Genomic DNA, 26,014 nt, shown 5'->3' on the forward strand with positions numbered 1-26,014 from the left:
CCAAAAGCGCGCCCCCCCATTCTATTTAACAGCATTTGTTAAGGCTTGCTGGGCTAATAATTCTCGCGTATCATCGAGTTCTACATTCAAGCCAAGTGAACGCATTTCTTTGACAAGCACGTTAAAGCTCTCAGGGATGCCTGCTTCAAATGTATCGTCACCGCGAACAATCGCCTCGTACACTTTGGTACGGCCTGCCACATCATCAGATTTGACGGTGAGCATTTCGCGTAATGTATAAGCAGCCCCATAGGCTTCTAAGGCCCAAACTTCCATTTCCCCAAAACGCTGACCACCAAATTGCGCCTTCCCGCCTAAAGGTTGCTGAGTAACCAGGGAATAGGGTCCAATAGAGCGGGCGTGAATCTTGTCGTCAACCAAGTGATTAAGCTTTAACATATAGATATATCCCACCGTCACTTGTCGATCAAATGCTTCACCAGTCCGGCCATCATAAAGGGTAACTTGGCCTGATGTGTTTAAGCCTGCCTGAGCAAGCATAGTGTCAATATCAGCCTCATGCGCTCCATCAAAAACTGGGGTAGCAATAGAAACCCCCCGCTTCATTTGCTGTGCCAAGCGTGCCACGCTTTCATCATCATAATCACGCACTGGCTCATTACGGCTATTATCAGGAATTATATCTTCAAGGCATTGGCGCAAAGGAGAAATATTGCCCGATTGTTGATAACTCTCCAACAATTCGCCAATCTTCTTCCCCATACCTGCACAAGCCCAACCCAAATGGGTTTCCAATATTTGTCCAACATTCATTCGGCTGGGCACCCCAAGCGGATTAAGCACGATATCGGCATGCGTTCCATCTTCAAGAAAAGGCATATCTTCCACCGGTAAAATCCGTGAAACAACCCCTTTGTTTCCATGTCGACCTGCCATTTTGTCACCAGGTTGAATTTTTCGTTTTACTGCCACGAAAACTTTCACAAGCTTCATAACGCCAGGGGGCATTTCATCGCCCCGTTGAACTTTTTCCACTTTATCCATAAAGCGCCGTTGTAAAGCAGCTTTTGAACTATCATATTGCTTACGCAAGGCCTCAATTTCACCTTGAAGCTTTTCATCTTCTATTGCAAATTGCCACCATTGCGAACGTGGGTAGTTGACAATTAATTCTCGATCAAGAATGCTACCCTTTTTAAATCCTTTAGGTCCTTCAACCGCCACTTTATCTACTAACATATCAATAAGGCGCGCATAAACATTGCGATCCAAAATTGACTGTTCGTCGTCACGATCTTTGGCTAAACGCTCAATTTCCTCACGTTCAATCGCCATAGCCCGTTCATCTTTTTCTACTCCATGACGATTAAAAACACGAACCTCAACAATGGTTCCAAAAGTACCAGGGGGCATACGTAAAGATGTATCACGCACATCAGAAGCTTTTTCACCAAAAATAGCTCGCAAAAGCTTTTCTTCCGGTGTCATAGGACTTTCCCCTTTAGGGGTAATTTTTCCTACCAAAATATCGCCTGGCTGTACTTCAGCCCCAATATAGACGATACCTGCCTCATCAAGATTTTTTAGCGCTTCCTCTGATACATTAGGAATATCGCGAGTGATCTCTTCTGGTCCTAATTTTGTATCCCGCGCTGCCACCTCAAATTCTTCAATATGAATAGAAGTAAAAACATCATCCGCAACGATACGCTCCGAAAGAAGAATAGAATCTTCATAGTTATAGCCATTCCATGGCATAAAAGCGACAAGAACGTTACGACCCAAGGCAAGATCGCCAAGATCTGTTGAGGGACCATCGGCAATGATGTCACCCTTTTGAATGACGTCCCCTACTCGCACGAGAGGCCGTTGGTTTATACAGGTCGACTGGTTAGAACGCTGGAATTTTTGCAACCGATAAATATCGACTCCCGTCTTCGATGGATCAAGATCTTCAGTAGCACGAATAACAATCCGCGTTGCATCCACTTGGTCAACCACACCACCACGTTTAGCGCCAATTGCCGCGCCTGAATCGCTCGCAACAATAGCTTCCATCCCTGTGCCCACGAAAGGCGCTTCCGCCCGTACAAGCGGCACAGCTTGTCTTTGCATGTTTGAGCCCATAAGCGCGCGATTAGCATCATCATTTTCAAGGAAAGGGATCAGAGCTGCCGCCACCGAAACAAGCTGTTTTGGCGAAACGTCCATAAGATCAACTATATCGCGCGGCGCCATCAAGACCTCGCCCGCATGCCGACATACCACAAATTCTTCACTAAAACGGCCTTCATCGTCCAAAGTCGAATTGGCCTGCGCGACATAGTGGCGTGCTTCCTCCATGGCTGAAAGATAAACAACCTCGGTGGTAACTTTTCCATCTACAATCTTACGATAAGGGCTTTCAATAAAGCCATATTTATTAACCCGCGCAAAAGTAGCAAGTGAGTTAATAAGACCAATATTCGGTCCTTCAGGGGTTTCAATTGGACAGATTCGGCCATAATGGGTGGGATGCACATCGCGCACCTCAAACCCTGCACGCTCCCGCGTTAGCCCCCCTGGTCCCAGGGCTGATAGGCGGCGCTTATGGGTAATTTCAGAAAGTGGATTCACTTGATCCATAAATTGCGACAATTGCGAAGATCCAAAAAACTCTCGCACCGCAGCCGCTGCAGGCTTTGCGTTAATCAGATCCTGGGGCATAATTGTGTCAATTTCAATTGACGACATACGCTCTTTAATAGCGCGCTCCATTCGCAAAAGGCCAACGCGATATTGGTTCTCTAAAAGCTCACCAACTGAACGCACCCGACGATTACCCAAATTGTCAATATCATCAATCTCACCGCGCCCATCGCGCAGTTCAACCAACATTTTCACCACGGCAAGAATATCTTCTTGACGCAAAACCCGCACACTATCAGGGCAATCAAGCTGCATGCGCATATTCATTTTTACCCGGCCAACCGCTGAAAGGTCATAGCGTTCTGGGTCAAAGAAAAGCGAATGGAACATCGCTTCTGCTGTATCCATCGTAGATGGCTCACCTGGACGCATAACGCGGTAGATATCAAACAAAGCATCTTGACGGCTTTCATTCTTATCAGCAGCCAAAGTATTGCGAACGTAAGCGCCCACATTGACATGATCAATATCCAAGACATTAATTTCATCAACATTAGTATCAAGGAGAATTTTCAGCGTCTTTTCGTCAATCTCATCACCGGCCTCAAGGTAAATTTCGCCAGTTTCAAAATTAACTATATCTTCGGCAAGGTAGGATCCATAAAGGTCATCTTGCGTGGCTTTAACTGCCTTCAGCCCCTTTTCAGCCAAAAGCTTGGCCGCACGGGATGTCAATTTACGGCCTGCTTCCACCACAATTTCACCGCTATCGGCATCAATCAAATCGCTTGTAAGTTTCAATCCCTTGAAGCGTTCAGCTGAATAGGCAATGCGCCAATCATCCTTATCACGCTCGTAAGTAAGCGTGTTATAAAAGGTAGAAAGGATTTCCTGACCGTCCATCCCCAGCGCCATTAATAAACTAGTGACAGGAATTTTACGCCGCCGATCAATCCGAGCATAGACAATGTCTTTAGCATCAAATTCAATATCCAGCCATGAGCCACGATAAGGGATGATTCGAGCAGCAAACAATAGTTTACCTGATGAATGGGATTTACCTTTATCATGGTCAAAAAAGACACCAGGTGAGCGATGCATTTGTGACACGATAACACGCTCAGTCCCATTGACAACAAAAGTACCATTATCGGTCATAAGCGGCATATCGCCCATATAGACACTTTGCTCTTTAATGTCTTTAATATCTTTTGAGCCAGTATCTTCGTCAATATCAAAAACGATAAGGCGCAACGTTACCTTAAGAGGTGCTCCATACGTTAAATCGCGTTGGCGACACTCTTCTACATCGAATTTTGAAGCCTCAAATTCATAACGAACAAATTCTAGTATAGAGGCACCATTAAAATCTGAAATAGGAAATACAGATTTAAAAACCGCTTGCAAGCCTTCATCGGGACGCCCGCCCTCTGGTTCTTCAACCATCAGGAATTGATCATAAGATGCCTTTTGAACCTCAATTAGGTTCGGCATCTCTGCCACTTCAGGAATTTTTCCAAAAAACTTGCGTACGCGCTTACGACCATTAAAGGATAGGGTCTGAGCCATCGTCGCTCCTCAATTTATGCTTTCAAGATTGACGAACCTTGAAAGCCACACATCCGCAGCCTGCTATGCAGACCAGTTCACCTGGCGCCCCCATGCAACCGGAGCACTCATCATCTCAAAGCCTAACCACCAACCATCCAATCGTTTGGAAAAGCTAGGTCCTTGAACGGGTTAAACCCGTTTCCTCACAGCCTCCACCTGTCAGGAAAAGGGTTTAGTAAAAACCCAAAGCATAGGAGCCAAAGGCCCCTACCCGTGGGTTTGACGGGTCCTGCAAAGGGACCCGTCCACAAAGTTACTTAAGCTCAACCTTAGCACCAGCAGCTTCCAACTGGGCTTTAATTTTTTCAGCTTCATCTTTAGACGCCGCTTCTTTGATAGGCTTAGGTGCACCATCAACCAAATCTTTAGCTTCTTTTAAACCAAGACCAGTAAGAGCGCGCACTTCTTTAATCACATTGATTTTTTGCGCTCCACCTTCAACAAGAATAACGTCAAATTCGGTTTTTTCTTCTGCAGCAGGAGCCGCAGCGCCAGGAGCTGCAGCAACAGCAACAGGAGCAGAAGCAGATACGCCCCATTTTTCCTCAAGCATTTTTGAAAGTTCAGCAGCTTCCAAAACAGTAAGACTGGAAAGGTCTTCTACGATCTTTGCGAGATCAGCCATTTTATTTTCCTAACACTAAAAGGTTTGAACAATTGTTAATAGTTTGCTTCATGCAAAGGAGTCTTCTTTGCACAATCGCGAAACAGCCCTAAGCCGCCTCGCCCTCCCGGGCATAAGCACCAATAACCCGTGCCACCTGACCAGCAGGTGCACTGATAACTTGGGCGATACGCGTAGCGGGGGTGGAAATCATACCCACCAATTGGGCACGCAGCTCATCAAGTGATGGCAAGGAAGCCAAAGACTTCACCGCATCTGCACTTAAGCTAACTGCACCCATACTCCCGCCAAGGATCACAAGTTTCTCATTGGTTTTGGCAAAATCGATTGCAATTTTTGGCGCTATAATAGGATCTTCTGAATAGGCAACCAAAGTCTGCCCAACAAAAAGATCTGCCATTGCTTCCGATTCTGTACCCTGAAGAGCAATTTTGGCAAGGCGGTTTTTAGCGACCTTTACCGTTCCGCCAGCACCACGCATTTTTGACCGAAGGTCATTCATTTGCGCCACTGTCAGACCGGAATAATGCGCCACAACAACAGAACCGGACTCTTTAAAAGCCCCATTAAGCCATGTGACAAATTCGCGTTTCTCCGCTCTATCCACTGTCTCTCTCCATTTCACAAGCCTTGTCAAACAAAGCCTGCAGGTTACCTTTGATAACATATTACTATGTCATCGATGAGGATCCTGTCCCCTTCTTTGTGCCAAAACACGCAAAGGCAACGCTGGTTCAAACCCCTTGATATATTCAATAGGCCATTACCCCAGTCTCATGCAGGCATAATTAAGATGAACCATCACCCACAATCTCGGACAGGACATTCTGGGAAACCCCAGCATGACCCAAGCTCACACTTGGATAACAAGCGGCGATTTAATGCGCCGCTATTTTACTTATAGCGCCCCTAATAGACACCAATTTTCAACATCACTACACATGCATACCTTACCTACCAAGAAAAGCAAGGACTCTGAATTTTAAGCAGAACGCAATGTAGCAGGATCAACCTTTATCCCAACTCCCATAGTAGAAGAAACGGCGACCCGTTTTACATACTCACCCTTGGCACCTTGCGGCTTAGCTTTAATCACAGCATCTGCAAAGGCCATAATATTCTCTGCTAATTGTTCAGCGTCGAATGAGGCCTTACCAATACCCGCATGGACAATACCAGCCCGCTCAACGCGGAATTCAACCGCTCCGCCTTTAGAAGCCTTCACAGCTGCCGCTACATCAGGCGTAACCGTCCCGACTTTTGGATTTGGCATTAAACTACGGGGACCCAAAATTTTTCCCAAACGACCAACCAAAGGCATCATATCAGGTGTAGCGATACAACGATCAAAATTAATCGTGCCGCCATTAACCATTTCGAATAGATCTTCAGCACCCACAATGTCAGCACCTGCTGCTTTTGCTTCTTCAGCCTTATCACCACGAGCAAAAACCGCCACACGCACTGTACGCCCTGTACCGTTGGGAAGATTAACTACACCACGCACCATCTGATCAGCGTGACGAGGATCAACTCCTAGATTCATTGAAATTTCGATAGTTTCATCAAATTTAGCAACAGCACGCTCCTTAACCAACGAAACTGCCTCTGCTAAAGTATAAAACTTATTTTTATCAATGCCTTCACGGATTTGCTTTAATCTCTTTGTTACTTTTGCCATGCTCTTAGCCCACCACTTCTAAACCCATCGAACGGGCAGACCCCTCGACCATTCGCATTGCTGCCTCAATATCATTCGCGTTAAGGTCCTTCATTTTTGCTTCCGCAATTATGCGCACCTTATCGCGAGAGATCGTTCCTGCAGAAACCTTGCCAGGCTCTTTTGAGCCTGATTTCAAATTGGCTTCTTTTTTCAAAAAGAACGATACAGGTGGCGTCTTCATCACAAAGGTAAAAGACTTATCTTGGTAATAGGTAATTAACACCGGAACAGGCGAGCCTTTTTCCATCTCCTGCGTAGCCGCATTAAACGCCTTACAGAATTCCATAATATTAATACCACGCTGACCCAACGCTGGCCCGATAGGGGGCGACGGGGTCGCCGACCCAGCAGGAACTTGCAGCTTTAGCTGGCCCGCAATTTTTTTAGCCATAATATCTGCCTCTCTTTAAATGCCGGACAAACCGACGCTTCATTTTACTCAATCTCCCGCGTAATTCATAACATTACGTAAGGATTAAGCACGCAGCTCGGTGGTACGGATTGAGATTGGCAAAATCTTGCACCTTCCACCGAAATTCAACTCAAACCTAGCACAATATGTGCAAAATATACTTCAACGACTCCACTCAAGAATCCAAAAAACGAAGCCTATACTTTTTCTACCTGTCCAAACTCAAGATCAACGGGCGTGGCACGACCAAAAATAGATACTTCAACTTTAAGCCGTGAACGCTCTTCTTCAACCTCTTGCACAATCCCATTAAAGGAAGCAAAAGGCCCATCAGAAACCCGAACTTGTTCACCCACCTCAAAAGAAATAGAAGACTTTGGCCGCTCAACCCCCTCTTGTATCTGCACCAAAATCTGCTCTGCCTCATGATCAGAAATAGGAACAGGCTTTGATTCCGTCCCTAAAAAACCTGTTACCTTTGGCGTATTTTTAATTAAGTGATAAGCCTCATCGGTCAGATCTGCCCGCACCAAAACATAACCAGGAAAAAATTTACGTTCAAGATCAACCTTGCGACCACGCCGCACTTCGACAAACTTTTCTGTAGGAACTAGAATTTTTTCAAAAAGATGATCAAGCCCCTTTTGCTTGATCTCTTTTTCAATCGATTCCGCAACCTTTTTTTCAAAATTAGAATATGCTTGAACAATATACCAACGAGCTGCCACAGCAAATTTCCTTGCGTTATCAACTAAACAAACGCTTTAGGAGGTCAATACCCTCCCATACACCATAATTCATTATCTGATCAGCAACAAAAAAGAAAGTTGCCGCAAAACCCGTCATCAGCAAAACCATAGCTGTTGATATGAAGGTCTCCCGCCTTGATGGCCATTTGACCTTGGACGTCTCAGCTCGCACTTGCTTTAAAAAAGTAATAGGATTGGTCTTAGATGACATTAGCCGTCCTTAATATAATTAGCGCCTATGTTTTATCAATGATCTAGCCAAAAATAACCAATGCATCAAAATACACCAAAGCATATCCCCTGCCAACGGCATAATTCAACAAAAAACATAACCATGACAAGCAATAGGCTTACATGCCCTTTTGAAATAACGATTTATGAAGAAAAAGGCAACCCCCCTTCTCCATAAAAACCACCGCGCCCAAACTTTTTCAAATATCTTTCAAATTATGGCAGGGGCAGCAGGGTTCGAACCCGCGACCTGCGGTTTTGGAGACCGCCGCTCTACCAACTGAGCTATACCCCTTAAAACTATATCCTACCAAAGCAAACGCCCTGTAGGACACATACTTCACGCAAGGCTCTGTACCTATACATGAAATTAACGCGATAACCTTAGAAAGATTTACAGAAAATTAGCTTCCTACTACACCTAGAAAAGCGGCACCTACATCATAGATGCCGCCTAGACCTTATTCAACGATCTGTGAAACGATTCCCGCCCCAACGGTGCGGCCACCTTCACGAATTGCAAACCGAAGCTTTTCTTCCATCGCAATCGGCACAATCAACGACACATCCATCGCCACATTGTCACCAGGCATAACCATTTCCGTCCCTTCAGGCAAGCTAACAATGCCTGTCACATCCGTAGTACGGAAATAAAATTGTGGACGGTAATTCGTGAAAAACGGTGTATGGCGACCGCCTTCATCCTTGGTCAAAATATACGCCTCAGCCTTAAACTTCGTGTGCGGTGTAACTGAACCAGGCTTTGCCAAAACTTGCCCACGTTCAATCCCTTCGCGATCCACACCACGCAACAGAGCACCAATATTATCACCCGCTTGCCCTTGATCCAAAAGCTTGCGGAACATTTCCACACCCGTTACCGTGGTCTTTGAGGTAGGGCGAATACCAATAATCTCAACTTCTTCACCAACCTTGACGATCCCACGCTCAACACGACCCGTTGCCACCGTCCCACGACCAGAAATTGAAAATACATCTTCAACCGGCATCAAGAAAGGTTGATCCACAGGACGCTCAGGCGTTGGAATGTAACGATCTACCTCAGCCATCAAAGCACGTACAGCATCTTCACCAATCGCTTTATTAGAATCTTCTAACGCCGCCAAAGCTGAACCCTTCACAATAGGGATATCATCGCCTGGAAAGTCATACTTAGAAAGAAGTTCACGTACTTCCAATTCCACCAATTCTAACAACTCTTCGTCATCAACTTGATCAACCTTATTCAAGAAAACAACAATCGCCGGCACACCAACCTGACGCGCCAAAAGAATGTGCTCACGGGTCTGCGGCATTGGACCATCAGCAGCAGAAACTACCAAAATGGCTCCATCCATTTGTGCCGCACCAGTGATCATGTTTTTTACATAGTCAGCGTGACCAGGACAATCCACATGCGCATAGTGACGCGCCTCAGTTTCATATTCAACGTGCGCAGTAGAAATCGTAATCCCACGAGCCCGTTCTTCCGGCGCCGCATCAATTTGATCATAGGCCTGATATTCACCAAAATATTTGGTAATCGCTGCTGTCAAGGATGTCTTACCATGATCAACATGCCCAATCGTGCCAATGTTCACATGCGGCTTCGTACGTTCAAATTTGCTCTTTGCCATTGCCGTAGATCTCTCGTCTTGCTAGCGCCCTCATAGGCATCAAAACCGAATTTGCCACCCTAAAAGGCCGGCCTCACACTTAAAATGATGGGAATACCATCAGACCCTACCCAAAATCCATTCATAGACTCCATTGAGTTTAGGTCGTATATACACTTTATAATGAAAGTACTCACCATAAAGCAACAATTAAATCAGCCTATAAAGCCTTATTTTGGATTATGCAATAGTGTTTTATAGCACGCCAAATAATTTCATAGAAAGGAATCACCCTGATATAAGGATATTAAAATCAAAATATCTTTTAAGGGAAATACAACCATGGAGCGGGTAGCGGGAATCGAACCCGCATATTCAGCTTGGAAGGCTGCTGCTCTACCATTGAGCTATACCCGCGGGAATGGTAACGGCAAATGGTGGAGGGGGTTGGATTCGAACCAACGTAGCATACGCAACGGATTTACAGTCCGCCCCCTTTAACCACTCGGGCACCCCTCCATTAGCCGTAATATGCTCAGAAATATTGAATATACTTATACTCAATCTCGAACATCAGCGAGGTCTTTATGGCGATAAGAAGCCCTTCTGTCAACCGTCTAAATCAGATTTTTCGCGTCTACTAAAATTTTTTTGCTTTGCGCGACGAGCGATCCCATATACAGACACCCTTATCATTAAATCGCGCAGTAAACTCAGGAGCCTCACTATTTATGTCTCAGCACACTCCGAAAGATTCTCATTACGCCCGTTTGCGCCGCCAATACCGCGACCGTCAAGCGCCTTCATACAAACAACCCAATAAAGATATGAATCAAAAAACAACCATACCAGCTACGAAAACTGTAAATGGGCAGATACATCTATATGGTTTCCATACCGTGGAAGCTGCTCTAAAAAATCCCGCGCGGCGCGCTTTTCGGCTCTATTGTAGCCCTAACGCCTTCAAGCGTTTAAACCAAAAAGAAGCAAGCCTCCCTTGCCCCCTCACACTTACCAGCCCTAAAGAGCTTGACCGGTTGGTAGGCAGCGATGCGGTTCATCAAGGAATTATTTTAGAGACCGAACCTCTAAAGCCGCGCGCCCTCTCCGCTCTCAGCGACACGAATCTCGTACTTCTTTTAGATCAAATTACCGATCCACATAATGTTGGAGCGATTCTACGCTCTGCTGTAGCTTTTAAAGCAGGAGCTTTGATTACGACCCATCGCCATTCTTCTCAAGAAAGCGGTGTCTTAGCTAAATCTGCTTCTGGCGCTTTAGAAATGATTGATCATATCAGTGTACGCAATTTAAGCGAGACTCTAAACACACTACATGAGATAGGCTTTATAAGCATTGGTCTTGATTCTGAAGGCCCATGCCTTTTAGAAAAAAGTTTGCATGGCAAAAAAATTGCTTTGATTTTGGGGGCGGAGGGTAGAGGTTTACGCCAAAAGACTCGTACAACCGCTTCGCGCTTAGCACGCCTTGACATGCCTGGTTTAATCAAATCGCTTAATGTGTCCAATGCAGCAGCTATTGCGCTCTATGCTACTCATAATTACTTACGCGGCCAAACCCCTCCGTTTTAACAAGCAGTCCCGTTTTAGGGGTCGAAGAGACCAATCAAAAAAAAGCCCGCGACAAGCCCTCCAATATGAGCTTGCCAAGCGATAGAAGTGCCCCAATCGGCAAATTGCCAATTAATGAAACCAATTACTAAATTAGTTAATAACCAAAAGCCCAAAAAGACTATAACAATTTGCAAATGCAAGGCTTCTCCAACAGGTAAAAGAGGTCCCGTAAATGTAGGTCGCCCTCGGCTTTGTAACAGGGGCGGGCGCGCAAAACCGTAGCGCGCACCCGCCCCCATCAAAGCCGCAACAGCGCCCGAAGCACCTACCAAAGGCGTAGAATTATTAGCATAAAAGAAACCATAAGGTAACAAAGCAAGTGCTGCCATTACCAACCAAAATAGCAAAAAGCGCATCGTACCCAACCGATTCGCCAAAGGAGTTCCAAAGACTAAAAACCAAGCCATATTACTTCCCACATGAGCCCAGCTTGCATGCAAAAAAGAATAACTTACAGCACTATACCAATGTTGCCCAGGAGCATTGAAAAACAAAGTTGGGATAAATGAAAATGTCACAATAAATTGATCTTCTAGCATTGGTGAAAAAAAGTAAGTGGGAACCACATAAGCCAAAAAGCATAAGCTTATTATAAGGATTACCACTAGAGGTGCATTCAAAAAAGACGCTCGACCATGCTTAGGGGAGGTGTCAAACATAAAGATCCTTTCTAAAAAACCATATATAAAGCGCGAAAACAAAATAATAAAGAGAGCTAATAAAGACACCCTTTTACCAAATCAATCTTTGTACGCATAGCACACCCTGCTCTATAGCTACGCCAAAGGGTTACACCCCCCCAAGCATTTCTAGACACAAGCAAAACTTTGCGTTAATAGACATAATTGAACCCTATCCACCAAGGATATTTTTTTAAATTTTACCGCGTCAGCGCCCATCGCTAAAATGAGGGGCCCTCATTCATAGCCCCCTGCCCTTGCGAATAATCCTATGGAAAACAATAAAAATATTCTCCTTGCCCTCATTGCTATGGCCTTTTTAGCTATGGGAGGCATTTTTGTTAGAATGAGCCCTATGGGGCCGATCAATACCGGCCTTTGGCGTATTGCCTTAAGCCTACCTATTTTGTTTCCACTTTTACTAATTGAAAAGAAATATGCGCAAGTAAATAGGTTGCGACGTAAAGCAATTTTACTTCTTTTTATGGCGGGCGTCTTTCTAGGTTTCGATCTAGCTTTATGGAACATTGCCTTCCATCACACAACCATTGCCAATGCTAATATTTTTTCGAATTTTGTTCCATTTATTATTATTCCCTTTTCATATTTTTTCTATAAAGAAGCCATATCACGCAACTTTTTCATCGGCTCGATTATTGTCCTTTTTGGCACGGCTCTTATTATTTTTGGTAAATCTTCGCCCGCCTCATTTCATCTTTTAGGAGATACTATCGCCCTCTCCGTTTCCTTCTTTTATGCGGCGTTTTTGATGTCCGTCTATAAATTACGCCATCAAGCAAGCGCCATTCAAATTATGTATTATAGCGGCTATGGATCTTTGGTGGTACTTTTTATAATTTGCTTGCTAACAGAGGGAATTGAAACGCCCACCAGCTGGGCTATGCTAGCGCCTTCTTTAGGGCTTGCCATCTTTTCGCAAATATTAGGACAAGGCGGGCTAAGCTTCACCTTGGGCCGTATTTCTGCTTCGCTTGCCTCTATTCTAGTTTTAACCCAACCAGTTTTAGCAGCACTTTACGCCTTTTTCTTATTTCATGAAACTTTATCACCCGTTGAGATAGGGGGGCTGTTTATTGTGCTTTACGGGATATACCTCGTAAAAAGAAAATAAAAGTTAGAAAACCTAAATTTAAGTATTCACTAAGGATTGCTAGACGCAGTCGTGTTTGAATCGGGCAAAGCTTGAGCCCCCGATACTTCGCCTCCTTTACAGCCCGTGAGCCATGCATCATAAATAGGGTGCTCAACCGCATTAAGTCCTGGGCTATCAGCAAACATCCAGCCCGTAAAAATCCTATTAATTTTTTTGTCAATAGTGATCTCATTAACCTCGACAAAACCATCAGTTTTAGTAGGGAGATAAGGCGGACTAGTATAGCAGACACGTGGTGTTACTTCTAATGCACCAAAGCGATAAGTCTTATCAATCGGCACATCAAAGCTTGTGATATGGCCAGTGATTTTATCAAGACCAGAAAAGGTAGCGATTGGATTACGAATTCGTTCCTCGGCGGGGGCAATATTAGCATCCTGCGGCGAAGAAGTAGGCGCCCTCAATGGTTTCTGTTCAGGTTGCTCACTAACATCATCGTCTTGAGGCGACACAGTATAATAACCATTATAATAACCATTATTGTCTATCGTTTGGGCGATAATGCTTGTAGGCATAAAGGATGAAGCAAAAAAAAACGCCGTATAACCAAGGGATAAATAGCGAAAACAAAATAAACGTAATAAATTCATAACACCGTGCCAGTTAATAGCCCATCGTGAAAAGGAATATTACTTCCGCAAAAAGCTTGGCTTAAAACAAAATGCCAGAGCAAATGCCAATAATAAGAATCAACGATACTCATATCAATTTAGACTAAACAATAATTATGGTCATGAAAAGGCAAGATTGCCTATCTTAGCGCGATTCGGGTTGCCAAGCCTCATAGTCACCGCTAACAGAAGGACGGGCGCCAGTGCGACTAAGAGAGCTTTTAGGACGGTAAGCGTCCTTCGTTCCTGTCATATTGGGAAGGTGAGACAATTCCCAAGGCGCGGCTTGATAAACTTCTTCGCTAGGGGGTGTATCAGTGCGATGATGCATCCATCCATGCCAACCAGGCGGAATTGTTGAAGCTTCAGAATAATTTTGATAAATAACCCAACGGCGAGGGTATCCATCCTTATGGTGGCCACCTTCATAATAAACATTGCCAAACTGATCTTCCCCAACCGTTTTGCCTTTACGCCAAGTAAAAAAACGCGTGTTAATTGTATTGCCGTTCCACCAAGTGAAAAATTGTTTCAAAAAACCAGCCATATATGACTCCTGTTCAGCAATATTTTGTTACCCGTAAACGTCTCACTACAACCCATGAGACCCATTTTACTAAAGCCTTTACCTCTCTTTATGGCGTTTTATACCCCTAAAAGCAAGGGGCAAGCGGCGATAAAGCCGCTTATTCTACCTCTTCCAATACCTTTTCAAGAATAACCACATCTTGTGTGGCTTCATCTTTTATTACGAAAAATCCAAAATGGTTAAAAAAATGCAAGCAGCGGTTCTTTCTAGGAAGCATCACCTGAAAATGATGAACCTCAGGGAAAGATTCTAAAATTTCTCGCAAAAGGCTCTTTCCAAATCCTTGGCGTTGGTAGGCTGGACATATGTAAAGCTGTTCAATAACCACAAGGTCCTTTGTGCTTTGAACGGCAAAACCAGCCCCTACAGGCCCCTGGCCGCCATCAACCACTACGTATTCCGAATAAGGCCTCGCAAGACATTTTTCTAATACAGATGTATTATATTCCAAATCAATAAATTCTTGCGTTTTGGCTACTCCCCAAAGATCATCATAGGTAGCATGCACCGTTTCTTCTAACAACGCGCTTAAAGCATTGATATCCGCTTTTGCAGCACTCCGTACCCACATATCAAATCCCAAGCTTAGTCTTAACTAAATCATTAACAGCTTGCGGGTTGGCCTTACCACTAGTCGCTTTCATGACCTGTCCTACAAACCAACCAGCTAGATTGGGCTTAACTTGCGCTTGCGCCACTTTATCAGGGTTAGCATTAATGATTTCATTGACGGCCGCCTCCAAAGCAGCAGTATCGCTCACTTGTTTCATACCCCGCTCTTCTACAATACGCCGTGGGCTACCGCCCTCTTGCCAAACAATCTCAAAAACATCCTTAGCAATTTTACCCGATATGACACCTTCTTTAATTAGCTCAATAATTTCACCCAATTGCTGAGGAGCTATAGGGGTTTCATCAATACTAAGTCCCGCCTTATTCAAAGCACCCAAAAGGTCATTAATCACCCAATTAGCAGCCAATTTACCATCCCGCCCCTGCGCTACCGCCATAAAATAATCGGCAATGGCTTTTTCACTAACCAAAATTGAGGCATCATAGGCTGTAAGCCCCATCGTTTTAACAAAACGCGTTTTAATTTCATCGGGTAATTCTGGTAGGCTTGCCGCTATTTCATCTACGAATGCTTGACTAAACTCCAAAGGCATTAAATCTGGGTCAGGAAAGTAACGATAATCATGCGCCTCTTCTTTAGAACGCATCGACCGTGTTTCACCTTTGGTAGCATCAAATAACCGCGTTTCTTGAGCAATTACACCACCATCTTCTAAAATAGCGATTTGGCGGCGTGCCTCATACTCAATTGCTTGGCCAATAAAACGAATAGAATTCACATTTTTAATCTCGCAGCGCGTGCCAAAGGCTCCACCAGGACGCCGCACCGAAACATTAACATCCGCGCGCATAGAACCTTCATCCATATTGCCATCGCAAGTGCCCAAATAGCGCAAAATGGTACGCAATTTAGTCATATAGGCCTTAGCCTCATCGGAAGATCGCAAATCCGGCTTTGAAACAATCTCCATTAAAGCAACACCCGACCGGTTAAGATCAACAAAGGACATAGTTGGATGCTGATCATGCAAAGATTTACCAGCATCTTGCTCCAAATGGAGGCGCTCAATACCAATTTCAACATCTTCAAAATGCCCCTTAGAATCGGGGCCAACAGAGACTATAATCTGCCCTTCCCCTACAATCGGCTGTTGAAATTGTGAAATTTGATAGCCTTGCGGTAGGTCAGGATAAAAATAATTTTTGCGATCAAAGACTGATTTGAGATTAATCTTTGCTTTCAAGCCCAGCCCTGTTTTCACCGCTTGGCGCACACATTCACGATTAATCACGGGCAACATTCCAGGCATAGCAGCATCTACCAATGAAACTTGATCATTAGGAGCAGCCCCAAACTGAGTAGCAGCACCAGAAAAAAGCTTGGATCGAGAAGAAACTTGGGCATGAACTTCCATCCCGATGATGACTTCCCAATCACCAGTGGCGCCTGAAATAAAATGTTTTGGATCTGGAATCCGTGTATCAACAAGGGTCATTACTCAATCCATGATTCTGTTAAAAGCGTATCTCACGCTCATAGTTTGTTGCATTAATGCCTTAGAGGATTAATACTAAAAAGGCCCGAAACGGGCCTTTAATAGAGCACTATACTTTTTCTGAAGAAATCTTTTTACTAGAGACTTTTTTAACAGGGGTGGTCTCTTGATTTTCAACCGCTTCTTTGCCCTTTTTTTCAGCTTTTGCTTTTGCTTTCGCTTTTGGCTTTTTTTCCACCTCAGAGGCTGGTGCCTCTTCTTCATCTTCTTTCAAAAGATCGGCAATAGAAACCTTTTTATCTTCAACTTTAATAGCCGTAAGAAGGTGGTCAATCACTTTATCTTCATAGATCGGGGCACGCAAATTCGCCATAGCTTCGGGCGAACTGCGGAAAAATTCCATCACTTGTTTTTCTTGTCCAGGAAAGCGTCGAACCTGCTCATACAAAGCGCGTTGCAATTCTTGCTCATTAACAGCGATAGCAGCGCCCTCACCAATCTTTGCTAATACAAGCCCTAAACGCACACGACGCTCAGCTAATTGACGGTATTCGCTCTGTGCTTCTTCTTCTGTTGTGTCCTCATCAGCAAAGCTACGGCCATTCTGCTTTAGCTCTGCAGTAATTTGCGCCCAAATTGTCTTAAATTCAGCCTCAACCAAACTTTCAGGGGTAGGGAAAGCATATTGGCCATCCAAAACATCTAAAATCTGACGCTTAACCTTTTGGCGCGTAATAGACCCATAATGGTTTTCCATCTGAGTACGCACAGCATCACGCAATTTCTCTAAAGATTCAAGGCCTAATTTTTTAGCAGCCTCATCATCAATTTTTAATTCATCTGGGCTGTTCACTTCTTTAACAGTGATATCAAAAGTCACCTCTTTACCAGCAAGGTGTGCAGCGGGGTACTCCTCTGGGAAGGTAAGAGTTATTACCTTTTTCTCCCCGACCTTGACGCCGACCAATTGTTCTTCAAACCCTGGAATAAATTGTTTGGAGCCCAAAACAAGCCGAGCATCATTATCAGCGCCACCCTCAAAGGCCGCACCGTCAATCTTGCCTAAATAGTCGATAACCACTTGATCGCCGTCTTCAGCGGCGTCTGCTTTAGCAGTATACGTACGAGTAGAAGCAAGAGCACCCTCCACCCCTTTTTCAAGATCTATTTCAGGGATATCAGCCACTTCACGTGTAATAGTAAGGTTTTTATAATCTTTAAGCTCAAATTCTGGTAGGATTTCATATTTCAAACTAAAGACAAAATCGGCATTGCCATTGAGAACCTTTTCAGCTTCTTTTTCATCTTCAACCATATCAATCTGCGGCGCGAGAGCAGCCCGTTCATTCCGCTCAGACAAAATGGCTTGAGGCGAATCATTCAAAATCTCATTAATGACTTCCGCCATAAAAGATTTTCCATACATTTTACGCAAATGCCCTGCTGGCACTTTGCCAGGACGAAAACCTTTTAGCTTTACTTTGCTTTTAGTGCTGTCCAAACGCTCTTGTAATTTGGCCTCCAAATCTTGGGCTGGAACCACAATCTTGATTTCGCGCTTCAAACCTTCATTCAGCGTTTCGGTAATTTGCATCGACAACAACCTTTATCTTTTGGGCCTAACCAAGCCGCCCTCATAACAATTTAACCCATAGCATATCAAGCCAAAAATATGCACGTATCTTTACACAGATCCGTAAACCCGTCGCATGGATAACGGTTGCTTGGTGCGGATGGAGGGACTCGAACCCCCACGGTTTCCCGCCAGAACCTAAATCTGGTGCGTCTACCAATTTCGCCACATCCGCTTATGCCAACAGCACGCGAACAACCTTGTATCAGCGGCGTCTCTATAGCATTCTATTTTTATCATTCAAAGCGAAAAATAAAAAAAATGATTTTTTCACACCTATAGAATATCGCATCCAAAACATGCTAACCTATAAGCTACATCACCCTTTATTCCAACCTTCCTATGTATTATGAAACAATCATCGCTTTTATCTTCTTATTCCCCTCCCTCCTCTCCTATCCATATTATCGGCGGCGGGCTCGCTGGAAGCGAAGCCAGTTGGCAAATCGCTAATGCGGGTATCCCAGTTATTTTACACGAAATGCGCCCACAAAAAACAACGGCCGCCCATAAGAGTGATTCCTTAGCAGAGCTCGTTTGTTCAAACTCCTTTCGTTCTGACGACGCAGAAAATAATGCTGTAGGCTTGCTCCATGCTGAGATGCGGCTCGCCAATTCTTTGGTCATGAAAGTAGCCGATGCGCATAAAGTGCCCGCCGGTAGTGCTTTAGCTGTAGACCGAGAAGCATTTGCCGCCACCGTAACTCAAGCATTAGAGGGGCACCCGCTCATTCATATCCAGTGTGAAGAAATTACTACGCTACCCCCAGTGGAATGGGGCAAAACCATTATTGCCACAGGCCCTCTCACCTCTCCGGCACTAGCGCATGCCATTCAAAGCGCCACCCATAGCCAATCATTAGCATTTTTTGATGCCATTGCACCAATTGTCCACAAGGACAGCATTGATATGAATATCTGTTGGTATCAATCACGCTACGATAAAATTGGTCCAAGTGGCACAGGCAAAGACTATATTAATTGTCCCCTTAATAAAGCGCAATATGAAGCATTTATTGATGCTTTACTAATAGGGGAAAAAACTGAATTTCGTGATTTCGAAAAGACCCCCTATTTTGATGGCTGCCTGCCCATTGAAGTAATGGCCGAGCGGGGTCGCGAAACCTTGCGCCACGGGCCCATGAAACCACGCGGCTTAACCAATGCCCACCAACCAGAAATTAAGCCCTATGCGGTGGTACAATTGCGCCAAGATAACGCCCTCGGAACGCTCTATAATATGGTAGGATTTCAAACCAAATTAAAATATGGGGAGCAGAGCAGACTTTTCAAAATCATCCCTGGATTGGAAAATGCACAATTTGCTCGCCTTGGCGGATTGCACCGCAATACCTATTTAAATTCTCCTGCTTTATTAGATAAAAGCTTAAGTCTTAAACTCGTTCCCCATTTGCGCTTTGCTGGACAAATCACTGGTTGTGAAGGCTATGTTGAATCAGCAGCCATTGGACTTTTAGCTGGGCGGTTTAGCGTAGCAGAACAATACACAAGCGCCGCCCTTTTACCCCCCGACACTTGCGCGTTTGGTGCGCTTTTAAACCACATCACGGGCGGGCATGTTATAAACGAAGAGCAAACCGTCCGCTCATTCCAACCAATGAATATTAATTTTGGCCTATTCCCGCCTATTGCCCCCACCGCGCCAGAAGAAGAAAAACTAAAACATAAAGAAAAGGCCAACACCAAAAAGCAAGCATTGAGCGCCCGCGCCCTTCAAGAATGCCAAGCTTGGTTGACCTCTTATGCATCCTTTTACCAAAACCCCACGGGCGGTTGATGAAAAATTCAATCATCATTTTTGATCTAGATGGCACATTGGTTGATTCAGCTTCTGATCTCTTCGATAGTTTAAACAATACTTTTATTCACCACGGAATCCCCGCTTGTAAAAGCACAAAAGCAAGCCAATTGGTAGGTGGCGGTGGTAGGGTAATGATTAAGCGCGCTCTTGCTCTACAACAAAGAGCCGCCCCGCCTAACTTGGTCAACACCCTATACCAAGATTTTTTAAGCCATTACGCTATCAACATGCCTGGTAAAACGCAGTTTTTTCCTGGAAGCCTACCTTGCTTAGACGCATTGCAACAAGCGGGCTATGCTTTGGCTCTATGCACCAACAAATCAGAACATTTAGCGCGCCTCTTGTTAGAAAAACTGGGGGAAGCTAACCGCTTTATAGCTTTATGCGGGGGCGATAGCTTCCCTTACAAAAAGCCCGATAAACGACATATTTTATCCACACTTAGCATGGCATCTCACGCCTTATCCGATAAAACCAAATATACGGCTCTTATGGTGGGAGATAGCGCAGCTGACATTCAGGCAGCCAAAGGGGCAGGCATCCCAGTAGTAGCTGTAGATTTCGGCTATAGTGATATACCTGTAAAACGTTTAAACCCTACAAGAACTGTCAGTCATTTTAACGAATTAACGCCCACTTTTGTAGCTCAACTTTTGCAAGCACCTTAAAATAAAAGCCCGCTAGCGCGGGCTTTTAAAAGAACTTAATTTACTGCTTCTTTTAAGGTTTTCCCCGCTGAAAATTTTGGCACATTACGCGCTGGAATATCCATAGGTTCACCAGTGGAAGGATTACGGCCTTTTGATGCTGCACGATGCGAAACCTCAAAAGAGCCAAAGCCTGGAAGACGCACATCGCCACCCGCTTTCAAAGCATCCATAACGGATTCAATGAAGCCATCTACCGCAGCGGCTGCTTGCGTTTTTGATAGGCCTGCTTTTTCGGCAACAGAGCTGACCAATTCATTCTTATTCATCAGGTATTCCTTTCTATGTGGACCAGACAATTGATGTACCGGTTATCGTGAGTTTATTTAAAACTTTTCGAAACAAAAGCCCTATTTTTAAGAAAAATGCTATTTTTTTAAAAAAAATGTATTAATTCACAAATATTTTATGATGAATAGTCAAAAAAATAGATAAATCATTTAAAAAAAGCGGCAAAAGCCGCTTTTTTATCTATATACCCTACCTTTAATGAATCAATGAGGCCGCCCCAAAACACCCTCTGTCTCGTGGACAGGAAGCGGTGGACTGGGCTCTACCCATTCAATAGACTCTGGGAGTCGTACTAAAGCGTGTTGTAAAACTTCACTCACATGGCTAACAGGAATAATATCCATTTTATTTTTTATATCATCGGGGATATCAATCAGATCTTTAGCATTCTCTTCAGGAATGAGAACTATTTTAATTCCCCCACGATGAGCTGCAAGTAATTTTTCCTTCAGACCACCGATGGGCAATACCCGCCCACGCAAAGTAATCTCACCAGTCATGGCAATATCTTTACGCACCGCAATACCACTCAATACCGATACAATGGCAGTAACCATGGCGATCCCTGCCGACGGCCCATCCTTTGGTGTAGCACCTTCAGGAACGTGAACATGGATATCACGACGATCAAACAAAGGCGGTTCAATGCCAAAATCAGCGGCGCGCGAACGCACATAAGAAGCCGCCGCTGAAATGGATTCTTTCATGACATCACGCAAATTTCCAGTAACTGTCATTTTACCTTTTCCTGGCATCATCACGCCTTCAATGGTTAACAATTCACCGCCTACTTCTGTCCATGCAAGACCCGTAACAACCCCTACTTGATCCGCGATATCAATCTGTCCATAACGATAACGTTTAACGCCTAAAAACTCTTCAAGGTTTTCTGAGGTGACTTTCATTGTCTTGACCCCAGTTTTAATAATCTTCGTCACCGCTTTACGAGCTAATTTCATCAATTCTCTTTCCAGCCCACGCACACCCGCCTCTCGTGTGTAATATTGAATGATCTCACGAATCGCTTCATCGCTGACCGAAAATTCTTTTTTAGACAAAGCATGCTCTTTTAAAGCTTTAGCCATGAGGTGGCGTTTTAAAATTTCCACTTTTTCATCTTCGGTATAACCAGCAATACGGATAATCTCCATTCTATCCATAAGAGGGCTTGGAATATTTAAGGTATTGGCAGTAGTCACAAACATAACATCTGAAAGATCATATTCTACTTCAAGATAGTGATCCATAAAGGTGCTATTTTGCGCTGGATCCAAAACCTCTAAAAGTGCAGAAGATGGGTCGCCACGGAAATCTTGTCCCATTTTATCAATCTCATCCAAAAGGAAAAGCGGGTTAGAGTGTTTGGCCTTCTTCATTGATTGGATGATTTTACCCGGCATAGAGCCAATATATGTGCGACGATGCCCCCTAATTTCGGCTTCATCACGCACTCCACCCAAAGATACCCGCACATATTCCCGCCCCGTAGCCCGAGCAATAGAACGCGCAAGCGATGTTTTTCCCACCCCAGGAGGGCCTAATAAGCAAATAATAGGACCTTTAATTTTTTTTGAACGGCTTTGGACAGCTAAATATTCTACAATACGTTCTTTAACCTTCTCAAGCCCATAATGCTCATTATCCATAACCGTCTCAGCAAAATTTAGGTCATTTTTGATTTTTGATTTTTTATCCCATGGAATAGCTAAAAGCCAATCAAGATAATTACGCACCACTGTTGCTTCGGCCGACATAGGTGACATATTGCGCAATTTTTTTAACTCAGCTTCGCCCTTTTCTCTCGCTTCCTTACTAAGTTTGACTTTTTTTAACTTGGCTTCCAGTTCAGAGAGTTCATCACGCCCGTCTTCACTGTCGCCCAACTCTTTTTGAATGGCCTTCATTTGCTCATTCAAATAATATTCACGCTGGGTTTTTTCCATCTGACGTTTAACACGCGAGCGGATACGTTTTTCCACCTGCAAGACAGAAATTTCACCCTCCATAAAAACAAGAGCCCGTTCAAGCCGTTCTTTCACTGAAAGCAGCGCAAGCATTTCTTGTTTTTCAGGCAGTTTGATCGCCAAATGTGAGGCGATTGTATCCGCCAATTTTGAAGCATTATCAATCTGCCCAACAGCACTAACAACCTCGGGCGAGATCTTACTATTGAGTTTTACGTAATTTTCAAAATCACTCAACACAGAACGGGAAAGCGCTTCTATCTCCACCCGATCATCTTCAGGCTCTTCTAAAATTTCAAGCTTAGCTTCATGAAATTCTGAGCGGCCGCTATAAGACACAATGCGAGCTCGAACCAACCCTTCAACCAGCACCTTGACTGTGCCATCAGGAAATTTCAGCAACTGCAGAACATTAGCAAGCGTACCGATATCATAAATATCATCAGGACTCGGATCATCATCACCTGCATTTTTTTGGGTAGCAAGAAAAACTTTACGATTTTCCTGTTTTGCCGCTTCCAAGGCAAGAATAGATTTATCACGTCCCACAAAAAGCGGCACAATCATATAAGGAAAGATAACCATATCACGTAGTGGTAAAACACCATAAACGCCGCCTTCTTCCTCCCTTAGCTTTTCCTGATCATAATGCATGACTTTTCCTTTCTTAAACATACCCTCAATTCTACGAGACTATGCTAATAAACATGTATTGGTAGGTGCATACGCCCCAAATCCTGCATTTAATGTATTATCAGCAAACCGAGTCGGATAATTCGCCTTACACAAAAAATAGATACCACAAGCTACCAAATGCAAACATACCAATATGGCTTGCCTGCCTTTCTAAAAAGACGCAACCTATCACCTTAAATTCAAGAGTGCTTCAAGTCCTCGCAAAAACCTTTTCAAGCGCCCCCTGCCTAAACACTTTTAGATACTTAAGCCTTAAAAGAAACCAAAGCCAAAGAATTTCCAAATATACCTCTTAAATGGGCTTTTCGAAAAAGAATTTCAACCCCGATTGACTTACTTGATAGGACCAAAATCAAAAGGATTAAGCTGATATGTTCTCTTTATTATTTGCTTTTTCAGCATAAATATAGAGCGGCCCCCTCACGCCTTCGACCACCTCTTTAGAAATGATTACCTGCTTAACCCCTTCAAGGGTGGGCAATTCAAACATTGTATCTAAAAGGATCTTCTCCATGATCGAACGCAAACCTCTCGCCCCCGTCTTGCGCTCAATGGCCTTATTCGCAATGGTCAAAACAGCGTCATCGTGGAAAACAAGCTCAACATCTTCCATGGAAAAAAGCCGCTGATACTGCTTAATCAATGCATTCTTAGGCTTAGACAAAATCTGCACTAAAGCACTGCAGTCAAGGTCTTCCAAGGTAGCAACCACTGGGAGACGGCCAATAAACTCTGGAATAAGGCCAAATTTAAGCAAATCTTCTGCCTCTAAATCATGGAATATTTCTCCAAGGCGCCGGTCATCAGGCGCTGAAACCCGCGCACCAAAGCCAATGGAGGCCTTTTCACCGCGCGCCGAGATGATTTTCTCAAGCCCCGCAAAAGCACCTCCACAAATAAACAAAATATTAGTTGTATCAACCTGAAGAAATTCTTGTTGGGGATGCTTGCGCCCCCCTTGAGGCGGAACTGAAGCTACCGTACCTTCCATGATTTTTAATAATGCCTGTTGAACCCCTTCGCCCGAAACATCACGCGTTATAGAAGGATTTTCTGCTTTGCGCGAAATTTTATCAACCTCATCAATATAGACAATACCGCGCTGCGCGCGTTCAACATTATAATCAGCCGCTTGCAAAAGTTTGAGAATGATATTTTCAACGTCTTCTCCAACGTAACCTGCTTCGGTTAAAGTGGTGGCATCAGCCATAGTAAACGGTACATCAATAATACGGGCTAAGGTTTGAGCAAGGTAGGTTTTCCCGCAACCCGTAGGTCCTACCAAAAGGATATTAGATTTAGCAAGTTCTATATCATCATTTTTACTTTGGTGCGCCAAGCGTTTATAATGGTTGTGAACAGCTACTGATAAAACTCGCTTTGCGTGCGCTTGGCCGATCACATAATCATCAAGAACTGCAATAATCTCTTGGGGCGTAGGTACACCTTCACGCACCTTATTGCTCGATGCGTTTGTTTCTTCACGAATGATATCCATACATAATTCAACACATTCATCGCAAATAAAAACCGTAGGGCCTGCAATTAATTTGCGCACTTCGTTCTGACTTTTTCCGCAAAATGAGCAATAGAGCGTGTTTTTTGCATCATTTCCGCCATTACTAATCTTGCTCATTTTCTTTCCCTTTCCATCGGATAATCACATAAGCTTGCATATGATCTATCACCCTGATTCTATTTTAAGGTTCTTTACATAGCGCCTGTTCGAGGTAGACAACTATGGTTAGCAAAGAACCTTTAATCTTTATTTTCGTCTTCCTGGTCACCACGATTTTTTCGCACACCGTCAATCAGACCAAAAATTTGCGCTTCTTCTGCGGTCATGAAGTGGTCGCGGTCAAGAGTTTTTTCAATAGTTTCATAATCGCGCCCAGTATGTTCCACATAAATCTCATTAAGGCGACGCTTCAGTTTAAGGATATCTTGGGCATGGCGTTCAATATCCGAGGCTTGACCTTGAAAGCCGCCTGAAGGTTGGTGTACCATAATGCGCGCGTTCGGAAGCGCAAAACGCAAGCCCTTATGCCCCGCGCATAATAAGAGCGATCCCATAGATGCCGCTTGCCCCATACAAAGCGTAGAAACTGGAGGACGGATAAATTGCATTGTATCATAAATCGCCATGCCTGATGTCACCACTCCACCGGGCGAATTGATATAGAGACTAATTTCCTTTTTCGGATTCTCAGCCTCTAGGAATAATAATTGAGCGCAAACTAGCATCGCCATACCATCTTCTACCGGCCCGTTAATAAAGATGATCCGCTCTTTTAACAACCGTGAGAAAATATCATAAGCCCGCTCACCACGGTTGGTTTGTTCTACAACCATAGGAACTAAGTTCATTGCTGTATTAACTGGATCGCGCATAATTTTCCTTCCACTGCGTTGCTAATCGAATCGGCCTAATTATTATTTCATAAAGTTTATGGATAGGAAAACAACCCCCCTTTGCAGAAATTACCAAGTTAGTCATGCTCACACCAATTCACTCCCCCATCTACCTTAGCCCAAAGCGTCAAACTAGCACCTAAATCATGTTACAGTAAAATGTGGCAAAAACAGCA

Annotated in this window: 22 protein-coding genes and 4 tRNA genes; 4 read left to right on the forward strand and 22 right to left on the reverse strand. The window is 44.1% G+C overall.

The genetic code is table 11. The features are described from left to right. Positions 1-21: 21 nt before the first annotated feature. The 11 genes from rpoB to ACK28X_RS08555 form a co-directional block, all read right to left on the reverse strand. On the reverse strand, positions 22-4,158 hold the full coding sequence (gene rpoB, locus ACK28X_RS08505; protein ID WP_412058667.1) for a DNA-directed RNA polymerase subunit beta: 4,137 nt from the start codon (positions 4,156-4,158) through the stop codon (positions 22-24). A 295-nt stretch (positions 4,159-4,453) separates the two neighbouring features. After that, the gene (rplL, locus tag ACK28X_RS08510) at positions 4,454-4,825 is read right to left on the reverse strand and encodes a 50S ribosomal protein L7/L12 (protein WP_412058668.1); all 372 of its coding nucleotides are present in this window, start codon (positions 4,823-4,825) and stop codon (positions 4,454-4,456) included. Positions 4,826-4,913: 88 nt separating this feature from the next. Then, positions 4,914-5,432, reverse strand: coding sequence for a 50S ribosomal protein L10 (gene rplJ / locus ACK28X_RS08515; RefSeq protein WP_412058669.1), 519 nt, complete (start codon positions 5,430-5,432; stop codon positions 4,914-4,916). 375 nt (positions 5,433-5,807) lie between these two features. Further along, complete coding sequence (gene rplA / locus ACK28X_RS08520; RefSeq protein WP_412058670.1) at positions 5,808-6,506, reverse strand: 50S ribosomal protein L1; 699 nt, start codon at positions 6,504-6,506, stop codon at positions 5,808-5,810. Between the two features lie 4 nt (positions 6,507-6,510). Continuing rightward, positions 6,511-6,939 (reverse strand): 50S ribosomal protein L11, encoded by a 429-nt coding sequence (rplK, locus tag ACK28X_RS08525; RefSeq protein WP_412058671.1) that lies wholly within the window; start codon positions 6,937-6,939, stop codon positions 6,511-6,513. Between the two features lie 218 nt (positions 6,940-7,157). Further along, positions 7,158-7,688, reverse strand: coding sequence for a transcription termination/antitermination protein NusG (gene nusG, locus ACK28X_RS08530; RefSeq protein WP_412058672.1), 531 nt, complete (start codon positions 7,686-7,688; stop codon positions 7,158-7,160). Positions 7,689-7,707: 19 nt separating this feature from the next. After that, positions 7,708-7,920, reverse strand: coding sequence for a preprotein translocase subunit SecE (gene secE / locus ACK28X_RS08535; RefSeq protein ID WP_412058673.1), 213 nt, complete (start codon positions 7,918-7,920; stop codon positions 7,708-7,710). Positions 7,921-8,159: 239 nt separating this feature from the next. Beyond that, a tRNA-Trp gene (locus ACK28X_RS08540) sits at positions 8,160-8,235 on the reverse strand. A 166-nt stretch (positions 8,236-8,401) separates the two neighbouring features. Beyond that, positions 8,402-9,577: an elongation factor Tu gene (gene tuf, locus ACK28X_RS08545; protein WP_412058674.1), complete on the reverse strand. Its 1,176-nt coding sequence runs from the start codon at positions 9,575-9,577 to the stop codon at positions 8,402-8,404. A gap of 322 nt (positions 9,578-9,899) precedes the next feature. Beyond that, a tRNA-Gly gene (locus ACK28X_RS08550) sits at positions 9,900-9,973 on the reverse strand. Positions 9,974-9,991: 18 nt separating this feature from the next. Continuing rightward, positions 9,992-10,075 (reverse strand) — tRNA-Tyr (locus tag ACK28X_RS08555). Positions 10,076-10,287: 212 nt separating this feature from the next. On the opposite strand from ACK28X_RS08555, the gene ACK28X_RS08560 reads away from it, so the two are divergent. Continuing rightward, complete coding sequence (locus ACK28X_RS08560; protein ID WP_412058510.1) at positions 10,288-11,148, forward strand: TrmH family RNA methyltransferase; 861 nt, start codon at positions 10,288-10,290, stop codon at positions 11,146-11,148. 14 nt (positions 11,149-11,162) lie between these two features. Here ACK28X_RS08560 and ACK28X_RS08565 read toward each other — a convergent pair whose 3' ends face one another. After that, the gene (locus ACK28X_RS08565; protein ID WP_412058511.1) at positions 11,163-11,849 is read right to left on the reverse strand and encodes a rhomboid family intramembrane serine protease; all 687 of its coding nucleotides are present in this window, start codon (positions 11,847-11,849) and stop codon (positions 11,163-11,165) included. 292 nt (positions 11,850-12,141) lie between these two features. On the opposite strand from ACK28X_RS08565, the gene ACK28X_RS08570 reads away from it, so the two are divergent. Further along, positions 12,142-13,002, forward strand: a complete 861-nt coding sequence (locus tag ACK28X_RS08570) for a DMT family transporter (RefSeq protein ID WP_412058512.1) — start codon at positions 12,142-12,144, stop codon at positions 13,000-13,002. 29 nt (positions 13,003-13,031) lie between these two features. Here the strand turns inward: ACK28X_RS08570 and ACK28X_RS08575 are convergent, their stop codons facing one another. The 6 genes from ACK28X_RS08575 to ACK28X_RS08600 all read right to left on the reverse strand — a co-directional run bounded on the left by ACK28X_RS08575 (position 13,032) and on the right by ACK28X_RS08600 (position 18,121). Next, positions 13,032-13,448, reverse strand: coding sequence for a DUF2155 domain-containing protein (locus ACK28X_RS08575; RefSeq protein WP_412058681.1), 417 nt, complete (start codon positions 13,446-13,448; stop codon positions 13,032-13,034). Positions 13,449-13,800: 352 nt separating this feature from the next. Beyond that, positions 13,801-14,202, reverse strand: coding sequence for an NADH:ubiquinone oxidoreductase subunit NDUFA12 (locus ACK28X_RS08580; protein ID WP_412058513.1), 402 nt, complete (start codon positions 14,200-14,202; stop codon positions 13,801-13,803). A 139-nt stretch (positions 14,203-14,341) separates the two neighbouring features. Beyond that, complete coding sequence (locus tag ACK28X_RS08585) at positions 14,342-14,815, reverse strand: N-acetyltransferase family protein (protein ID WP_412058514.1); 474 nt, start codon at positions 14,813-14,815, stop codon at positions 14,342-14,344. A gap of 1 nt (position 14,816) precedes the next feature. Next, entirely contained in the window at positions 14,817-16,313 is a 1,497-nt protein-coding gene (gene gatB / locus ACK28X_RS08590; protein ID WP_412058515.1) for an Asp-tRNA(Asn)/Glu-tRNA(Gln) amidotransferase subunit GatB, read from the reverse strand. Between the two features lie 109 nt (positions 16,314-16,422). Next, complete coding sequence (gene tig / locus ACK28X_RS08595) at positions 16,423-17,907, reverse strand: trigger factor (RefSeq protein ID WP_412058516.1); 1,485 nt, start codon at positions 17,905-17,907, stop codon at positions 16,423-16,425. Positions 17,908-18,038: 131 nt separating this feature from the next. After that, positions 18,039-18,121: transfer RNA gene (locus ACK28X_RS08600), tRNA-Leu, on the reverse strand. 174 nt (positions 18,122-18,295) lie between these two features. Here ACK28X_RS08600 and trmFO point away from each other — a divergent pair. Together trmFO and ACK28X_RS08610 are read left to right on the forward strand one after the other, a co-directional pair. Beyond that, positions 18,296-19,744, forward strand: coding sequence for a methylenetetrahydrofolate--tRNA-(uracil(54)-C(5))-methyltransferase (FADH(2)-oxidizing) TrmFO (gene trmFO, locus ACK28X_RS08605; protein ID WP_412058517.1), 1,449 nt, complete (start codon positions 18,296-18,298; stop codon positions 19,742-19,744). Beyond that, the gene (locus ACK28X_RS08610) at positions 19,744-20,436 is read left to right on the forward strand and encodes an HAD family hydrolase (RefSeq protein ID WP_412058518.1); all 693 of its coding nucleotides are present in this window, start codon (positions 19,744-19,746) and stop codon (positions 20,434-20,436) included. The genes trmFO and ACK28X_RS08610 overlap by 1 nt, the downstream gene beginning before the upstream one ends. A gap of 35 nt (positions 20,437-20,471) precedes the next feature. Here the strand turns inward: ACK28X_RS08610 and ACK28X_RS08615 are convergent, their stop codons facing one another. The 4 genes from ACK28X_RS08615 to ACK28X_RS08630 all read right to left on the reverse strand — a co-directional run bounded on the left by ACK28X_RS08615 (position 20,472) and on the right by ACK28X_RS08630 (position 25,817). After that, positions 20,472-20,744 carry an HU family DNA-binding protein gene (locus ACK28X_RS08615; RefSeq protein ID WP_412058519.1) on the reverse strand — a complete coding sequence of 91 codons (273 nt, stop codon included), beginning with the start codon at positions 20,742-20,744 and terminating at the stop codon, positions 20,472-20,474. Between the two features lie 225 nt (positions 20,745-20,969). Beyond that, on the reverse strand, positions 20,970-23,384 hold the full coding sequence (lon, locus tag ACK28X_RS08620) for an endopeptidase La (protein ID WP_412058520.1): 2,415 nt from the start codon (positions 23,382-23,384) through the stop codon (positions 20,970-20,972). A gap of 403 nt (positions 23,385-23,787) precedes the next feature. Continuing rightward, positions 23,788-25,062, reverse strand: coding sequence for an ATP-dependent Clp protease ATP-binding subunit ClpX (gene clpX / locus ACK28X_RS08625; RefSeq protein WP_412058521.1), 1,275 nt, complete (start codon positions 25,060-25,062; stop codon positions 23,788-23,790). A 122-nt stretch (positions 25,063-25,184) separates the two neighbouring features. After that, positions 25,185-25,817, reverse strand: coding sequence for an ATP-dependent Clp protease proteolytic subunit (locus ACK28X_RS08630; protein WP_412058522.1), 633 nt, complete (start codon positions 25,815-25,817; stop codon positions 25,185-25,187). Between the last annotated feature and the right edge of the window lie 197 nt (positions 25,818-26,014).

It is taken from the genome of Bartonella sp. DGB2 (genome assembly GCF_046843095.1).
Taxonomy (GTDB): Bacteria; Pseudomonadota; Alphaproteobacteria; order Rhizobiales; family Rhizobiaceae; genus Bartonella.

What these genes read in the sequence shown, in the direction of transcription:
- rpoB (WP_412058667.1), bottom strand. Translation starts at nt 4,158, where the DNA reads ATGGCTCAGACCCTATCCTTTAATGGTCGTAAGCGCGTACGCAAGTTT.
- rplL (WP_412058668.1), bottom strand. Translation starts at nt 4,825, where the DNA reads ATGGCTGATCTCGCAAAGATCGTAGAAGACCTTTCCAGTCTTACTGTT.
- rplA (WP_412058670.1), bottom strand. Translation starts at nt 6,506, where the DNA reads ATGGCAAAAGTAACAAAGAGATTAAAGCAAATCCGTGAAGGCATTGAT.
- rplK (WP_412058671.1), bottom strand. Translation starts at nt 6,939, where the DNA reads ATGGCTAAAAAAATTGCGGGCCAGCTAAAGCTGCAAGTTCCTGCTGGG.
- secE (WP_412058673.1), bottom strand. Translation starts at nt 7,920, where the DNA reads ATGTCATCTAAGACCAATCCTATTACTTTTTTAAAGCAAGTGCGAGCT.
- tuf (WP_412058674.1), bottom strand. Translation starts at nt 9,577, where the DNA reads ATGGCAAAGAGCAAATTTGAACGTACGAAGCCGCATGTGAACATTGGC.
- ACK28X_RS08560 (WP_412058510.1), top strand. Translation starts at nt 10,288, where the DNA reads ATGTCTCAGCACACTCCGAAAGATTCTCATTACGCCCGTTTGCGCCGC.
- ACK28X_RS08565 (WP_412058511.1), bottom strand. Translation starts at nt 11,849, where the DNA reads ATGTTTGACACCTCCCCTAAGCATGGTCGAGCGTCTTTTTTGAATGCA.
- ACK28X_RS08570 (WP_412058512.1), top strand. Translation starts at nt 12,142, where the DNA reads ATGGAAAACAATAAAAATATTCTCCTTGCCCTCATTGCTATGGCCTTT.
- ACK28X_RS08580 (WP_412058513.1), bottom strand. Translation starts at nt 14,202, where the DNA reads ATGGCTGGTTTTTTGAAACAATTTTTCACTTGGTGGAACGGCAATACA.
- ACK28X_RS08585 (WP_412058514.1), bottom strand. Translation starts at nt 14,815, where the DNA reads ATGTGGGTACGGAGTGCTGCAAAAGCGGATATCAATGCTTTAAGCGCG.
- gatB (WP_412058515.1), bottom strand. Translation starts at nt 16,313, where the DNA reads ATGACCCTTGTTGATACACGGATTCCAGATCCAAAACATTTTATTTCA.
- tig (WP_412058516.1), bottom strand. Translation starts at nt 17,907, where the DNA reads ATGCAAATTACCGAAACGCTGAATGAAGGTTTGAAGCGCGAAATCAAG.
- trmFO (WP_412058517.1), top strand. Translation starts at nt 18,296, where the DNA reads ATGAAACAATCATCGCTTTTATCTTCTTATTCCCCTCCCTCCTCTCCT.
- ACK28X_RS08610 (WP_412058518.1), top strand. Translation starts at nt 19,744, where the DNA reads ATGAAAAATTCAATCATCATTTTTGATCTAGATGGCACATTGGTTGAT.
- ACK28X_RS08615 (WP_412058519.1), bottom strand. Translation starts at nt 20,744, where the DNA reads ATGAATAAGAATGAATTGGTCAGCTCTGTTGCCGAAAAAGCAGGCCTA.
- lon (WP_412058520.1), bottom strand. Translation starts at nt 23,384, where the DNA reads ATGCATTATGATCAGGAAAAGCTAAGGGAGGAAGAAGGCGGCGTTTAT.
- clpX (WP_412058521.1), bottom strand. Translation starts at nt 25,062, where the DNA reads ATGAGCAAGATTAGTAATGGCGGAAATGATGCAAAAAACACGCTCTAT.
- ACK28X_RS08630 (WP_412058522.1), bottom strand. Translation starts at nt 25,817, where the DNA reads ATGCGCGATCCAGTTAATACAGCAATGAACTTAGTTCCTATGGTTGTA.